This is a genomic window from Moraxella sp. TY6 (assembly GCF_048551375.1).
Taxonomy (GTDB): Bacteria; Pseudomonadota; Gammaproteobacteria; order Pseudomonadales; family Moraxellaceae; genus Faucicola.
On sequence record NZ_JBLYZJ010000005.1, the window covers coordinates 37,745 to 53,179 of the forward strand.

Below are 15,435 nucleotides of genomic sequence, written 5' to 3' on the forward strand. Positions count from 1 at the left end.
AGGAACACTATGCTAGCCAAACGAATTATCCCCTGCCTAGACGTTGACAACGGTCGAGTGGTCAAAGGCGTACAATTTGTCGATATCAAAGATGCAGGTGACCCTGTCGAAGTCGCCCAACGCTACAACGAACAAGGGGCGGACGAAATCACCTTTTTGGACATCACAGCGACCCATCACGGACGGGATACCACTTACCACACGGTTGAGCGAATGGCAGAAACGGTATTTGTACCGCTTACCGTGGGCGGTGGCGTGCGAAAAGTCGAAGATATCCGTAGCCTACTCAATGCAGGGGCGGATAAAGTGTCGATTAATTCGGCGGCGATTACCAATCCTGATTTTGTTGGTGAAGCCTCATCACGCTTTGGCAGTCAGTGCATTGTGGTGGCGATTGATGCCAAAAAAGTGGCGGATATCGAGGTCAATGGTGTATTACAGCCTCGTTGGGAAATCTTCACGCATGGCGGACGTAATGCGACAGGCATTGATGCGATAGACTGGGCAATACGCATGGCAGGTTACGGTGCAGGTGAGCTATTGGTGACTTCGATGGATGCAGATGGTACAAAGAACGGCTATGATTTGGGCTTGATGAAACGCATTACCGACAGCGTGAATATTCCTGTGATTGCCTCTGGTGGCGTGGGTAATTTGCAACACCTTGCCGATGGTGTGATTCATGGCGGTGTCGATGCGGTATTGGCTGCCAGTATTTTTCATTTTGGCGAATATACCGTGGGGCAAGCCAAGCAATTTATGGCAAATCAAGGAATTGAAATGCGGTTATAAAAGAAAAAAGGAAACACTGTTAACTGTGTTTCCTTTTTTAATGCTATTTGGCTTTAAAACGGCACGCCATCAAGCGTACCCATTTCACCGCTAATCAGGTCACGTTTGGCTTGTAGCAAGGCTTCACGGCTATCCATCACAAATGACCCACCAAAGAACAACGCCCCTTGCACAGGCTCGCCACCAATCACCACCGCATCCACAGGTTTATCATTCGCTTGGATATGCACTTCGTCACCCTCGCCATACACCAACAATGTCCCTGCACCGACAGGCTGTTGCTCGGTCATAACCTCCCCATCCATGATATATAAGCCCAACTCAAGGGCTGAATCCACAGGTAAGGTCACTTGACCGTGAGCAGGTAATTTGACGTGAGCCAAAAACGCCCCAGTCACAGTCGGTATCACCCCTTGATAGGTGGCAAATTCGCCTGTAAAGTGTCCGCTTAATACTCGCACATGTGCATCGTCTTTATCAAATTCGGCAATTTCCTGTTTATCAAAAGACTGATACTCTGGTTTATCACCTTGTCTATGCGGTGGCAGTTTTGTCCACAATTGCAAGCCATGCCGTCCGCCATGCGGTACTTCGGCGTGCAAAATGCCTTTACCCGACTTAATCCATTGGGTTTCGCCTGCATGGATATCATCGACATTGCCAAGGCTGTCACGGTGGGTCACACTGCCCTCAAGCAAGTAGCTAATCACTTCAATGCCTGCGTGCGGATGCGGTCTGTCGCCAATCCCACGTTGGCTTTGATGGCGATAGTGGTCGATAAACACAAACGCCCCCAGTGATTGCATGGCTTCTTGCGGTAAGGCTCGAAACAGTCGCATATCACCATCATCAATGACTTTTTCGGCAGAGATAATTTGTTGGACATTTTTTTGCATAAAATATTCCTTGTTTAGTTATTTTAATTATATGGAGGTTATTGATTAACTTTAAACCACATTACAGCTGTATTTTGTAAGCATAATGCTATCAAACTGTTTATCATAAGTAACCGTTATCATCAGTAATTTCATACAATTTAATACGGCTAATGACGTTATGAATCAATTTTGCTATGATAATGGCATTTTTCTATAAGAATCAATTATCATGCTACCACTTGTTCTCGTTCATCCCCAATTTAATCCTGTCGCCCTTGATTTGGGCATTATCCAAGCCCATTGGTATGGGTTAATGTACCTACTGGCGTTTGCCTTTGCCTTTGGATTGGCATGGTATCGCATCAAATCTCGCCCAGATTGGAATACCGATATGGTGTCTGACCTTATTTTTTATGGGGCGATGGGTGTGATTTTAGGCGGTCGTGTTGGCTACGTGCTGTTTTATCAATTCAGTGAATTTTTGGCAAATCCTGTGTATTTATTCAAAGTCAATGAAGGTGGCATGTCATTTCATGGCGGATTTTTGGGTGTGGCGATAGCGATGATTTTATTCGCTCGCAAATACAAAAAACCTGTATTTAATGTACTCGATTTTATCATTCCGTGCGTGCCGACAGGTTTACTGTTTGGGCGAATTGGTAATTTTATCAATGGCGAGTTGTGGGGTCGTGTATCTGATGGGGGCTATAATTGGCTGATGCTATTCCCACAAGCGGTCAATGCGGATTATGAGTTATTACAACAAAATCCTGCTTTGCAGACCTTAGCACAGCAGTTCGCAATTAATGGTAATAATTATTGGTTATTGCCTCGCCACCCATCGCAGTTGTACCAAGCCTTTAGTGAGGGTGTGGTGCTATTTATTTTGATATGGTGGTTTGCCAGTAAGCCTCGCCCTCGTATGGCGGTAAGTGGGCTGTTTGTGATGGGCTATGGCGTGGCACGTTTTATCACCGAATTTTTCCGCCAACCTGATGCCGACCAAGGGTTTATTTTATTTGGTTGGATGACAAAAGGGCAGTTACTCAGCGTTCCCATGATTGTTTTTGGTTTGATTTTGTTGATATTGGCGTACAAAAACCAAATTTATGATTGGGGTTCACAAAAAAATTCAGCATAATAAAAAAGCCAAATCATTTGATTTGGCTTTTTTCTAATTTAAAACATCATACATTATGGTTTTGGTTGTAAATCATTGGCATCAAAAGTGGCATCAACGTTGGTTGGTGCATTTTGTTTGGTGGCAATATTTTTGGCTTCTACTTCTGCTTTGTCTTGTAGGTTTTTAAGCAAACGACCCGCTGCTTCACGACCGCCTAGACCAAATGCCAAGGCAAATGCTACTGCCACTGCACCCAAGGTCAAGCCAAATGCCATATTAACAATCGAATCAGCAATACCCATCGCACGCAAGCCCATTGCCAATACCAAGCCCATGATTAACACACGCACAAGGTTGGCTAGGAAAGTCGTACCGCTTTGTGAGCGTTGCACTGCACCTGCCAATAGGTTGGCAAGCCAAAAGCCTACTGCCAAAATCACCGCACCCAACAACACTTGAGCACCAAATTCAATAAACATGCTAATCAAGTCGCTGATATGGCTGAAACCCAAACGGTTAGCTGCTTCAATGCTAGCAAAGAGCATGGCAAAAAACACAATCAACGAACCAATCAAATCCGAAACTTTGGTATTACCAAGCATCGCATCACAACCCAACTTAGCAGGCAATGCGTTGACACCTGTATTTTCAAGCAAGTTTTTGACGATATTGGCAACGAATTTCACCACATAATAAGCAATACCTAAAATGGCGACCGCAGCAATAATATTAGGAATCGCTGACATGATTTCATTCAGCATATTGGTGGCTGGACGTGAAATTGATTCAATTTTTAATGCGTCTAATGCCATGATAATGGTGGTAATCATCACCAACAAATACACCAATGTCCCTGCAATATTAGCGATTTGTAGCTGATTGCCCATACCTGCTTTATTGGCAACCGATTGGATGTTTAGGCTGGCGACCACATTGGTCACGATACCACGGACGATTTTGGCAATCACATAACCAACAAACAGTAATACGCCTGCAATGACAATATTAGGGATAAACTCTAAAGTTTTACCAATCATATTGTTTACTGGTGTTAACAAACCTGTTAAGTTTAATTGCTGTAACACCAACGGTAAGAACATCAATAGGATAAACCAATACGCAATATTGGCAATGTTGGCACTCATTGGCTCAACACCTGCTTCAGCCGTGAGTTTTTCATCCAACGAAGTGCGGTTTAACACCCCTGCTAAGGCAGTGCGTGCGACCGTTGCCAATACCCAGCCCAAAACACCCAGTGCAATTGCACCTAATAGATTAGGGATAAATGACAACACTTGGCTAATCATGCTTGCAAATGGACCAGAAATCGCATCCAATTTTAGGAAGCTTAATGAAGCAGCGATAGCAATGATAAATACAAACCAAAATACAATACGAGAAATCAAATGAGCTAAATCATAGCTTTTGCCTGTAGATGCATTCATTTTTTGGTTAATATTCAATTTCACCATCAATTTATGCACCACCGAGCCAATAATACCAGCAATAATCCAGCCAATGACAAAAATCAGCAACGCCCCAATCATGGTAACGACCGATGACCCTAGCGTTTGGTTAAAATTCAAAAAAAAGTTTTCCATATACCCTCCATAAAAGTGTTTGGATAAAATTGTATAATAAACAACGTTTTATCCTATTCTCAATTTTATGGTTAATTTTGATAATTAGTTTTGTTTGATAGCCATAGAAAAAAGGTTAAGTTAAACTTAACTTCCTCAGGTTAACGCAATTACTTTAGCACTATTAATAATCAAATAAACATTAGAAAATAGTTGCTATAAGGGTAATATTAAGCCATAAATGTTACAAAACGTAATATTGTATCTATTTTTGTTAATATCTTAAGTGGTATGTCCTAAACTTGTTTTATCCAGTGAATCACTCGTTGCTCTTGTTCCCATTCTGATACATGGCTTTCGGACACGCACCGCCCTGCCATACTGATATTTTTTTGACGCATTTTTTTGGCAGTCACCGCTTTATCTTGGGTGATTAAATAATGCCAATTGGGTAATCTCTGCCCCAAAAACAACCGCTTATACGCACAACTGGCAGGCAACCAGTCCATTTCGCCAATATTTTCCACCGATAACGAAATGCAATCTGGCACATATTCTCGGCGTGTGGCATATTTTGAGCAACTGGCAGTGGCACAATCGAGTAATTGACACGCCACATCAGTATACTCAACTTCGCCTGTGTCATCGTCTTTAAACTTAATCAAACAGCACGCCCCACAGCCATCACACAGGGCTTCCCACTCAGCATTGGTGAATTCAGCTAGGGCAAAGCGTTCCCAAAATTGAGGGCGTAAAGTGACTGGTTGGCTCATAATAGTGGCTCTTGGTGGGGCAGTGTTTACCGAAAAAATTACATTATTATAGCGGAAAAACGTAGATGAATCGGCTATAAATAAGGGATTATTTGTCAATGATAAACAAGGAAAATTTTATGGACATCCAAATTTTACAACTCGAATCAACCACACAAGACGGCATTGAACTCAAAAGCTACGTCTGCCTACCCAAAGATGCCAGCGCGGACAACCCTGCCCCTGCGATTTTGATTGCCCCAGAATGGTGGGGCGTGGTCGAACACCCCCAAAAAGTCGCTGAACGCCTTGCCGAAGTGGGCTTTGCCTCAGTGGCAATGGATATTTATGGCGAGGGCAAACTCACCACTGACGCTAGCCAAGCCAATGAATGGATGAACCAAATGCTTGCTGACCAAGACCAACTGATGGCTCGTTGTCGCTTGATTATGCAGGACTTTACCGACCTTGAAGCGGTCGATGGCGAGCGTCTTGGGGCGATTGGCTATTGTTTTGGGGGCAAAATTGCCCTTGATATGGCTCGTGAGGGCTTTCCGCTTAAAGCCGTTGCCACCTTTCACGGCAACCCCACACCAAAACAACCTGCCGAAAAAGGCAAATTCACTGCTAAAGTGCTAGTGGCTCATGGCGAAGCGGATAGCATGGTGTCGATGCAAGCGATTGAGGGACTAAAACAAGAACTTGACAATGCCAATGTCGAATACACAGTCGATGTGTACGAAGGGGCAAAACACGGTTTTACCAACCCAGATGCCGACAAACGTGCCAAAGAAAATGGCGTGGATTTGGGCTATGATGAAGATTCTGCCAAAGCCAGTTGGGAAGAAATGTTAGACTTCATGGAAGAAAATTTGGTATCCGCATAATATTTGTTATTTTGCCAAAACCTCAAATAAGGCGTATAATATTTTTAATATTGTACGTCTTTTTTATGCCATTTTTCGTAGGGGCGTATTGAATACGCCCTGCTTAAAGTTTTAGACATTGGGTTTATGCAATAGTCCCATACAAAAAAACATTAGTTGAAATTATTGCAATAAGGAAAATTCAATGCAAGCCAAACTCACTTTACGCATGGACGAGGCGTTAATTGCCGAAGCCAAACAAATCGCCAAAGAAAATGGTAAATCTGTGTCACAAATGGTGGCAGATTATTTCCGCCTGTTTAAAACCAAACCAACTGCCAAAGAAACCCCCACCCAACAACCCTTATCGCCTATTGCAAGCAATGTCTTGGCATTATTGGGTAAACCTAATAACCCAACTATTTTTGAAGAAGAGAAATCGTTGGCAGAAGACCTGCGAATTGAGAACTTTCAACATAAATACCCCCATAGCCCATTCAACACAACGGCTGTCAGCAAGCTATCACAAAAGGAATTGTTGAATGGCTAAAAAAACACGCTGTGTATTTGATACCAATATTTGCATTGATTTTTTTGAGCAACGTCTGCCCTTTGAAAAAGAAGCAAATGAGCTGGTAAGAATGGTTGAGTTTAGGGAAATTGAGGGCGTAATTTGTGCCAATTCCATTACCACGATTTTTTATTTACTCAAACGTAGTTTTGATAAACAGCGAGCGTTAATTGCGATTGAAATGCTGTTAAAACTGTTTGACATCGCCCCTGTGGATAAACGGATTTTACAAAACGCCCAAAGCCTAAAAGCCAAAGACTTTGAAGATGCGGTGATTATTGCCAGTGCCGAGCAATACCAAGTCGATGCCATTATCACTCGCAATACCAAAGATTTTCAATGTACCCACTTACCTGTTTATACGTCACAAGAAGCAGTCGCTTGGATGAAAAGTTTAGCCGATTAACGTCTACCATTAACGCTTCGGCACAAAATCATGGAAGGTATCTTGCAAAAATTGCCACGCTTGCAGTTGCTCTTCATTACGGTGTTCATCACTCGATAACGGTGGCAATACGATATTCATGGTCAAATACAAATCGCCTGCATCTTTGGCAGGAATGCCCTTACCTTTTAGGCGTAGATTCGTCCCAGTTCGGCTATTTTGAGGCAGAATTACCTTAATTTTACCTGCTGGGGTATTAATTGTGATTTGTCCACCTTTAACCGCTTCCCAAGGGGCGATATCCACCGTTTGAAATACGTCTTTGCCCTTAACTTTGATATTATCGGCATGGTTAAATTTGACTTTCAAGTATAAATCGCCATTGTCACCACCATACGGACTGGGATTGCCCTGTTTGGCAAGGCGGATTTGTTGCCCTTCGCTAATGCCTTTGGGGATTTTGACTTCGATGGTTTTATTTTGGTAATCCATGCCCCTCGCTGTACGCACAGGCAAATTTAAGGTGATTTTGCGAGTATCACCCTCATAACTGGCTTTTAAATCCACTGAAAGCTCGGCATGTTGGTCTTCGCCTTTATTTGAGCGACCTTGAGAAAAGCCACTTTGCGAACCACCACCCCCAAACCCCGAAAACAGGTCATCAAAGCCAAAGCCACCACCACCTGTTTGACCAAAGCCACCTGTCTGCCCAAAGCCCCCTCGCCCACCGCCACCGAATTGACGTAAAATTTCGTCAAGGTCGGCTTGGCTCATGTTCGTCTGGTCAAAACCCTGACCGCCACCAAAACCACCGAAACCGCTCCCAGTACCACCGAAGCCACCAGCCCCACCTCGAAGAAAGGGATTGTCCAAAAGGACATCATACTCCTTACGTTTTTGGGCATCTTTGAGGGTTTCGTAGGCGTTGTTGATTTCGCCCATTTTTTCATCCGCCTTTGGGTCATCGCTGACATCTGGGTGGTATTGGCGTACCAGTTTACGATAGGCTTTTTTAATATCTGCTTCACTGGCTTTCTTATCCACGCCTAAAATGTCATAATAGGTTTTTTCTGTCATTATTATTGCCTAGGTTAATTAAATTACCCTCTAATATAAGGGTTATGTGGGCAATTTTCAAAAGCACTTTGGTAGTTTTTATGGCAAAAATTGAACAGCTTCAAGGATAAAACATGACAAAAGTCGCATTATTAGATTATGGTATGGGTAATTTACATTCGGCAGGTAAAGCCCTGTCAGCCGTGGGTGCAGAGGTGTTTATTACTCGTGACCCCAAAGTGATTCAATCCGCCGATAAAATCCTGTTTCCGGGTGTGGGGGCAATGCGTGATTGTATGGCAGAAATGCACCATGCAGGGATTGACGAGGCGGTAAAACAAGCCGTGTTTAACAAACCTATAATGGCGATTTGTGTGGGTATGCAGGCATTGTTTGAACGCTCAGCCGAAAATGGCGGTGTTGATTGTTTGGGGATTTTGGGCGGTGAGGTCAAAAAATTCCAAGACGATTGGCAAGATGCCAATGGCGAGGCGATTAAAATTCCGCATATGGGCTGGAATACAGTGACAGGCATGGATTTAAGCCATCCCTTGTGGCAAGGTATTGAAGACAATACGCACTTTTATTTTGTGCATAGTTATTATTGCGAACCGACTGATAAGGCGATGGTGTCTGCCAGTTGTGATTATGGGGTGGAATTTTGTGCCAGTGTGATTAAAGATAATTTATTTGCTACTCAATTTCACCCAGAAAAAAGCCATACCGCAGGCTTGCAATTATTGAAGAATTTTGTTGAATGGCAAATTTAAACGCCATACACCGCCCGCACCACTTCTCCAATTGTGGCAATACCTTTTTTCAAAGTATCATCATCTTGGGCGATACTTAGGCGGATACACTCATGGGCGTGTGGATAACGCTCGGTATCCACACCCACAAAAAAATGCTCACTCGGAATCACCAATGTGCCTTTTTCTTTTAGCCGTTGGTACAACTCAACCGTGGTAATCGGTAAATCTTTCAACCACACCCATAAGAAAATCGCCCCTTCGGGTTGATGGATTTTCATCGCATTTTGATAAGGAGCAGGCAAGTCGCCCAATTCAGCTTTTAACAGCCGTACCGCAAGCCTTGCCTGCCCTTGATAAAACGGACGAATATAATTATCCGATAAATCTTTCAATCTATCATCTTGCACCAACGGCGTGGCAATCGCCCCACCAAAGCGAGTGGGTGCAAGATTGACAATCGCATTTAGACTGCTAATCGCCTTTACCACTTGCGGATTTGCCAGCACAATCCCTGTCCGCACCCCCGGTAAACCGACTTTGGACAGGCTAAAACACAGGATAATATTGTCATGCCAAGTCAAAGTCGCCTTGCTGTAGATGATATTGGGAAACGGCATCCCATACGCATTGTCAATAATCAAGGGTATGCCATAGCGTTGGGCAAGGGCATCAAGGCGAGCCATTTCGTCATCGGTCAGCACATTGCCTGTGGGATTGGTAGGACGTGAGCAACAGATTGCACCGATTTTACCGTCTTGTAATTCCGCCAAATTTTCTAGCGTGTCAAAATCGACACGGTATTTAAAAAACCCTGTTTCGCCCTCGTGTTCCACTTCATCAATCAGCGGATTGACCGCCACAAAATGCTTACCATCAATATGAGCATCGGCATAACCGACATATTCTGGGGCAAGCGGTAACAAGATACTTTTGTCATGCCCATCGTCAAATTTGCCACCAAATAAATTAAACAGATAAAAAAACGCATTTTGCGAGCCATTGGTCAAAGCGATATTATCCGCAGTAATGCCCCAATCATAATGGCGATTAAAAAAACTCACCAACGCCTCAATAAATTTGCTGTCGCCTTGTGGGGTGGAATAATTACCAATGCTTTCGATGGCACTTGAGCCAACATCGCCATGAGCAAGGCTTTGGAACACTTGCCAATAGGTCTGATTCACCGCATCAATGCGAGCAGGATTGCCCCCACCGAGCATATTAATCGGCTGTTCTGATTTTAACGCATTGCCCAAATCGTCCATCAACTGCAAAATACCGCTATTTTGGGTGAATTTTTTGCCAAATTTTGAAAATTCCATCGCTTTGCCCTAGCTTCGTTACTAAAATGTTATTAGACCGCTTTCAAGACTTTAACATTAAATAAAAAATAGTAAATTTACCCCACCCCAACCCTCCCCTTCGCAGGGGAGGGAGTAGTTCTCCCCCTGACAAGGGGGAGTTAGAGGGGGTATGTAAAGAGATTTATTATACCAATAATTGTAAATCCCTGCCCAAACCGATTTTTTACGGTAAAATAGCCAAAAGTTAATAATCGGAATCGCCCCATGACCCCCCATTTACCCAAACTCAAAGGCTACAGCCACACTTGGCAAACCACGCTGATGGTACTATTTATGGTGGTGGCAAGTGTGTTGTTATCGCTGTGGTTTTTTTGGCGAAGCCTGTATTTACCCGAACTGCAAAATCACGCCACGTATTTGGCAAATCAACTGCTAATGCTTGATAAAGCCGACAAGGATTTTCACCAACAGCCCCAACTCAAGCAATGGGTAATTCAAGCCTCGCACATTGAAGTGATTACTGACCCCAACGCCTTTCCAGTGGTGGAGCAGAAAACCCTAATTGGGCATTTTACCGACAGCATGGCAACGCAGATTGAAACCATCATCGGTCGCCCTGCCAAAGTGTATTTTAAATTTAAGCCTGTGCCGATTTTATATGTACAAGATTCAGCTCACCCTGAATTTTGGCTTCAAGAACCTGTGAAATTTTACTCACAATACAGTACCTCAACGCTGATTTTGTTTTTGGTGGGGATTCCATTTGTGACGATACTGACGATTTTATTTTTGGTACGTCAGCTCAATCGCCCACTCAAACGCCTGCAAAAAACCGCCCTTGACTATATCACCCTCGGTCATGCCAATAATTTGCCCACCAATGAGGGGTCAACCGAAATTCGACAAGTGAATTTGGCATTTAATCGGCTATTTCACAATTTGACCCAAACCCAAAAAGAACGCAACATCATGCTCGCTGGGATTTCGCATGATTTACGCACACCGCTCACTCGGATGCGGTTGACCGCTGAAATGTTGCCCGATGAATTTCTTAAAGAAGGCTTGGTGTATGACATTGAGGACATGGACGCAATTTTGGAGCAGTTTATTTCGTTTATGAAAGATGGCTCAGATGAGGCGGTTCGCTTGACCGATTTACGTCCGATTATCAACGAAATCGTGGTGCAGTTCGCCCCATTGGCATTTGTGGTAGAAGTCGATGAAGATTTGCCGAATATTCCGCTTCGTCCACTATCCATCAAGCGGTTGATTGTTAATTTGGTGAATAATGCCAACCGTTATGGCAAACCACCGATTCACATTCATGTCAGCATCAACACTGCTGAAGCGTTGGTAACACAAGTGGGAGCAGACGAAACCGACCTGCATAGTGTGGATATCTTACCGCAACAACGTTGGTTACAAATCCGAGTCAGCGATGAGGGTGAGGGCGTGGCAGAAGACCAGTTAGAGCGTATTATGCAACCATTTGAACGGGGTGAAACTGCTCGCACCACCCAAGGCAGTGGCTTGGGATTAGCAATTGTCAGCCGTATCGCCCATTTGCATAATGGTAAAGTCATCGCTCGCAATCAGCCCAATGGCGGTGGGCTTGAAGTGATGGTGAGTATTCCGATTGTGGATTAAGGCAATGATTATTTTTTCGTCCCAATCATCGGTGGTAGTTCACTCGACACATTGGTCGCATTCACAGGATTGGTCAGCTCAGCTTTGGCTATCACATAGCTCTGGCTGGGCTTGTCTTTATGTACATAACTATAGTAACCAAATGTTAATACATTCAATGCCAATAAGGCTAAAAAAATATATCGCATCATGCCTCCAACTCTTTTGTTTATAACTTTACTCTAAATAAATTCTGCCACTGTCATCAAATACCAAATAAACCAATCTTTTAGTTGGTAGGTAAGGTATATTTTTCCTCGGTACTTTTTTGCGTCAATTCATCAGAAGCAATACTGCTTGCAAGCTGACGCACAGGCCATGTCATAACAAACCTTGCACCACCCAATTTTGGGCTTTCATCGACTGCCATTTTACCATTAAACCAAAACGCAATCCTAGAAACAATTGACAAGCCCAACCCATAACCGCCTGTCGCCCTTGTGCGACTGTCATCGAGGCGAGCAAAAGGAATAAATACCCGTTCACGGTCTTTTTCTGGAATACCCTGCCCATCATCTTCCACTGCAATATATGCCTCGTTTTTATTGACCCCTGCACTGACAATAATTTTATCATCCGCATAGCGAGTCGCATTGCCTGCCAAATTCTGTAACACACGGTGCAAATAACGTCTATCCGCAATCGCCACCGCCTTTTCATCAATTTCCCCTGCTACCACCGTTATGGGCTTGCCGAGTGCGTTAGTTTCACGCACGATTTGCTCCACCAAATCTTTGAGTTTAATTTCTTCCCAATCCATCTTGGGCGAACCTTCCTCAAGCTTGGCATAAGTCAAAATCTCATCAATCAAACCATTCAGCGACTCGATATCTTGGTCAATATAATCTCGTTGGCTCATGCGGTCTTCATACTCATCGGTATCCGCCAGCATATCCACCGCAAAACGAATCCGTGCCACAGGCGTGCGTAGCTCATGCGACACCGCACGAGTCAGCTCTCGTTGCGACTCAATCAACCGCCGAATATGCTCGGTCATACTGTTAAAAGTCGCCGCCAAATGTGCAATTTCATCCTCACCCAATACCTTCACTTTGGTATCAAGCCTGCCCTCTCGTACCTTAGTAATACCTGTCTGAATCAACTGTAATTTACGCTCAAGCGGAAAAATCAGCCCATACACCCCAAGACTAATCAAAAACATACTAATCAGCGTAATGCTAATAATCAAATTCAGTGGAAACCAATTAAACAACTGAATTGGACCTAACTCAATCACCGTATCTTGTAACTCAGTCGGTGCTAACACCCGAATGGATGAGTTTTCCACACTGGTATTATCACGGAACATAATCACAATATCTTTACGGTATAGCCGAGCTTTTTGGTCTGTATCCAAATCCAATTTTTCAAGCGACTGCAATGATAGCTTAAACGGAAAATACTTTTGTAACTGCTGTAACCGCTGTTGCTTCTCTGCTAGCGTACGATAATACGACAAATCGTCTAGTAATAGTACGCCCACTGCCTTAATCTGTTGCTCGCTCAGTTTATTTACTGCCACGTGCAACACCTTACCCTCACTACTGAGCTTCTGGTAAATATTAGCGGTATTCGTATCACCATCATAACGAACGACTGCCAGCTCTTTGTTCAAACGATTCATCTCGCTGGTCTTAAAGTCAGGCTTATCCAATGGCTGAATATCAAACTTGGCATCAAATAACGCATCAATATCCGACAACCAATACTGCTTATCTTGAGCCGTCACTTGGCGTGACAGACCTGAATTAATCAAATAAAACGCCGCCGTTGCCATATCCTCTCGGTAAGTTTGTACTCGCTCGGCATTGATGGTGGTAATCAACAACTGAGCGAACAACGCCACCAACAAGCATATCAACAACAAGCCTGCATAAATACGCAAGAAAATTGACTGATTTAACGAAGAAAAGACAGACATAACAGCTCTACTAACGGCAAACAAAACGACAAAAAAAGGGGGAAAATGGACTTTTGCTATTATCACTGAGCGATGACAAATTTACAATTACCAAAACACGCATTTCGCATAGTGACTTTGTAACTAAAACAATTAAACCAGCATAATGCTGGCTTAACTGGAAAAACATAAAAAATTAATTTTCTTTGACGAACAAATAACCCTTACTACGTACCGTTTTGATACGCTTTGGATTTTCTGGGTCATCACCGATTTTTGGACGAATACGAGAAATACGCACATCAATCGAGCGGTCTTGACCATCATACTCAATCCCACGCAAACGCTCAAAAATATCCTCACGAGATAAGATACGACCTGCATTCGATGCCAATAACCATAACAAATCATATTCGGCACTGGTAAAATCGACCAATTCATCATTGAGCGTTACCGAACGACCGCCATTATCAATCACCAAATCACCAAACTCAAGACGCTGTGGCACTTCATCGGTCACCACGGTTTCTGAACGGCGTAACAACGCACGAATACGAGCCAATAGCACACGAGGTTGCACAGGTTTGGCGACATAATCGTCAGCACCCATCTCCAACCCCAACACCTGATCCATATCTTCCGTGCGAGCGGTCAACATCAAAATTGGATTATGATAATGTGGACGCACTTCACGGCACACCGTCAAACCATCACTACCAGGTAACATCACATCTAGCACCACCATATCAGGCTGTTCGCCCACAATACGGCGAATGGCACGTGTACCATCCGTTTCGATTGCTACCTCTAAACCATTTTTACGCAAATAGTCTTGCGTCAACGTTGCCAGACGCTCATCATCTTCCACAATCAATACACGTGGTATGGATTCTTCTTCTACCATTACAACCTCCAAAAATCAATCACTTATAATTTACCAAACTATTGCCAATATTTATCATTTTTTATCTTAAATGACTACCAATAAGCCTTAGGCAACTTTTGGCAATACCGATTTATCCATCAAGGATACGCTTTTTAGCAAACGTACCACATTAATTTAATAATTTAGCGAAAAAACAATCAATTTAATATTGTTAAAACGTAACAAAACCAAAAGACATACCAATACTAAACAAACCCATCGTCACAATAGCTTAAAATGTTTAGATTTTATAAAAAAACCAACCCTGTAAAAGCTCACAGGGTTGGTTTCATCAAAAACACCATCTAAAGCAATATTATCTTATGCTGATGGCTTTATGCACATTGGCTAATTACACAGATAATCTCATACCGGTGTAAACATTACGCACGATTGCGGAATTTTTGCAACGTTTGTAACTGTGCCAAAGACTCTGCCAAGGCAGCCAAAGCGGCTGACGTATCAATATCTGCTTTTTGATTTTTAATCAATTGCTCTGCTTCACGGCGGGCTTCTAAAATTCTTGCCTCATCCAAATCATGAGCTCTAACAGCGGTATCTGCTAAGACGGTTACCAAATGTGGCTGAACTTCTAATATCCCACCAGAAATATAAACCACTTCCTCGCCACCATCTTGGGTTTTGATATGCATTGCACCGGGGCGTAATAGCGTAATAAAAGGGGTATGTCCAGCTAAAATACCGACTTCACCTTCAACACCAGTCGCAACCAACATACTAATCTCACCAGAGTAGATAGTATCTTTTGCACTGACGACATTACATTGTAAAGTTGCCACAGTTCTCTCCTAAGATTCATTGCGATTCTAAAAATAATCCATGCTAGTGGTAACGAAACGGTTAA

At 43.3% G+C, this 15,435-nt stretch carries 16 protein-coding genes; 7 read left to right on the forward strand and 9 right to left on the reverse strand.

Going from position 1 to position 15,435, the window contains the following annotated elements; all coding sequences use genetic code 11:
* The first annotated feature begins 9 nt into the window (after positions 1–9).
* On the forward strand, positions 10–792 hold the full coding sequence (gene hisF, locus ACK1U4_RS04945; RefSeq protein WP_419401217.1) for an imidazole glycerol phosphate synthase subunit HisF: 783 nt from the start codon (positions 10–12) through the stop codon (positions 790–792).
* 53 nt (positions 793–845) lie between these two features.
* On the opposite strand, the gene ACK1U4_RS04950 is transcribed toward hisF, so the two are convergent.
* On the reverse strand, positions 846–1,688 hold the full coding sequence (locus ACK1U4_RS04950) for a pirin family protein (protein WP_419401218.1): 843 nt from the start codon (positions 1,686–1,688) through the stop codon (positions 846–848).
* 211 nt (positions 1,689–1,899) lie between these two features.
* Here ACK1U4_RS04950 and lgt point away from each other — a divergent pair, with 211 nt between their 5' ends.
* Positions 1,900–2,811, forward strand: coding sequence for a prolipoprotein diacylglyceryl transferase (gene lgt, locus ACK1U4_RS04955; RefSeq protein WP_419401219.1), 912 nt, complete (start codon positions 1,900–1,902; stop codon positions 2,809–2,811).
* 53 nt (positions 2,812–2,864) lie between these two features.
* Here the strand turns inward: lgt and ACK1U4_RS04960 are convergent, their stop codons facing one another.
* Entirely contained in the window at positions 2,865–4,394 is a 1,530-nt protein-coding gene (locus ACK1U4_RS04960) for a mechanosensitive ion channel (protein ID WP_419401220.1), read from the reverse strand.
* Positions 4,395–4,669: 275 nt separating this feature from the next.
* Positions 4,670–5,146, reverse strand: a complete 477-nt coding sequence (locus tag ACK1U4_RS04965; protein ID WP_419401221.1) for a YcgN family cysteine cluster protein — start codon at positions 5,144–5,146, stop codon at positions 4,670–4,672.
* 119 nt (positions 5,147–5,265) lie between these two features.
* On the opposite strand from ACK1U4_RS04965, the gene ACK1U4_RS04970 reads away from it, so the two are divergent.
* From ACK1U4_RS04970 to ACK1U4_RS04980, 3 genes are all read left to right on the forward strand, one after another.
* On the forward strand, positions 5,266–6,012 hold the full coding sequence (locus ACK1U4_RS04970) for a dienelactone hydrolase family protein (RefSeq protein ID WP_419401222.1): 747 nt from the start codon (positions 5,266–5,268) through the stop codon (positions 6,010–6,012).
* Between the two features lie 184 nt (positions 6,013–6,196).
* Positions 6,197–6,541 (forward strand): DUF6364 family protein, encoded by a 345-nt coding sequence (locus tag ACK1U4_RS04975; protein ID WP_419401223.1) that lies wholly within the window; start codon positions 6,197–6,199, stop codon positions 6,539–6,541.
* Positions 6,534–6,968, forward strand: coding sequence for a type II toxin-antitoxin system VapC family toxin (locus ACK1U4_RS04980; RefSeq protein WP_419401224.1), 435 nt, complete (start codon positions 6,534–6,536; stop codon positions 6,966–6,968). The genes ACK1U4_RS04975 and ACK1U4_RS04980 overlap by 8 nt, the downstream gene beginning before the upstream one ends.
* Before the next feature lie 9 nt (positions 6,969–6,977).
* On the opposite strand, the gene ACK1U4_RS04985 is transcribed toward ACK1U4_RS04980, so the two are convergent.
* Positions 6,978–8,024 carry a DnaJ C-terminal domain-containing protein gene (locus tag ACK1U4_RS04985; protein WP_419401225.1) on the reverse strand — a complete coding sequence of 349 codons (1,047 nt, stop codon included), beginning with the start codon at positions 8,022–8,024 and terminating at the stop codon, positions 6,978–6,980.
* A 113-nt stretch (positions 8,025–8,137) separates the two neighbouring features.
* On the opposite strand from ACK1U4_RS04985, the gene hisH reads away from it, so the two are divergent.
* Positions 8,138–8,773 carry an imidazole glycerol phosphate synthase subunit HisH gene (hisH, locus tag ACK1U4_RS04990; RefSeq protein WP_419401226.1) on the forward strand — a complete coding sequence of 212 codons (636 nt, stop codon included), beginning with the start codon at positions 8,138–8,140 and terminating at the stop codon, positions 8,771–8,773.
* Here hisH and ACK1U4_RS04995 read toward each other — a convergent pair.
* Positions 8,770–10,077: a valine--pyruvate transaminase gene (locus tag ACK1U4_RS04995; RefSeq protein WP_419401227.1), complete on the reverse strand. Its 1,308-nt coding sequence runs from the start codon at positions 10,075–10,077 to the stop codon at positions 8,770–8,772. The genes hisH and ACK1U4_RS04995 overlap by 4 nt on opposite strands.
* A gap of 246 nt (positions 10,078–10,323) precedes the next feature.
* Between ACK1U4_RS04995 and ACK1U4_RS05000 the strand changes: the two genes are divergently transcribed.
* Positions 10,324–11,706, forward strand: coding sequence for an ATP-binding protein (locus tag ACK1U4_RS05000; protein ID WP_419401228.1), 1,383 nt, complete (start codon positions 10,324–10,326; stop codon positions 11,704–11,706).
* A gap of 8 nt (positions 11,707–11,714) precedes the next feature.
* On the opposite strand, the gene ACK1U4_RS05005 is transcribed toward ACK1U4_RS05000, so the two are convergent.
* From ACK1U4_RS05005 to ACK1U4_RS05020, 4 genes are all read right to left on the reverse strand, one after another.
* Positions 11,715–11,894 (reverse strand): hypothetical protein, encoded by a 180-nt coding sequence (locus ACK1U4_RS05005; RefSeq protein ID WP_419401229.1) that lies wholly within the window; start codon positions 11,892–11,894, stop codon positions 11,715–11,717.
* Positions 11,895–11,974: 80 nt separating this feature from the next.
* Positions 11,975–13,666 (reverse strand): ATP-binding protein, encoded by a 1,692-nt coding sequence (locus ACK1U4_RS05010; protein ID WP_419401230.1) that lies wholly within the window; start codon positions 13,664–13,666, stop codon positions 11,975–11,977.
* 175 nt (positions 13,667–13,841) lie between these two features.
* A complete protein-coding gene (locus tag ACK1U4_RS05015; RefSeq protein ID WP_419401231.1) occupies positions 13,842–14,549 on the reverse strand; it encodes a response regulator in 708 nt (235 codons plus the stop codon).
* A gap of 404 nt (positions 14,550–14,953) precedes the next feature.
* Positions 14,954–15,370 (reverse strand): F0F1 ATP synthase subunit epsilon, encoded by a 417-nt coding sequence (locus ACK1U4_RS05020; RefSeq protein ID WP_419401232.1) that lies wholly within the window; start codon positions 15,368–15,370, stop codon positions 14,954–14,956.
* Positions 15,371–15,435 lie beyond the last annotated feature (65 nt).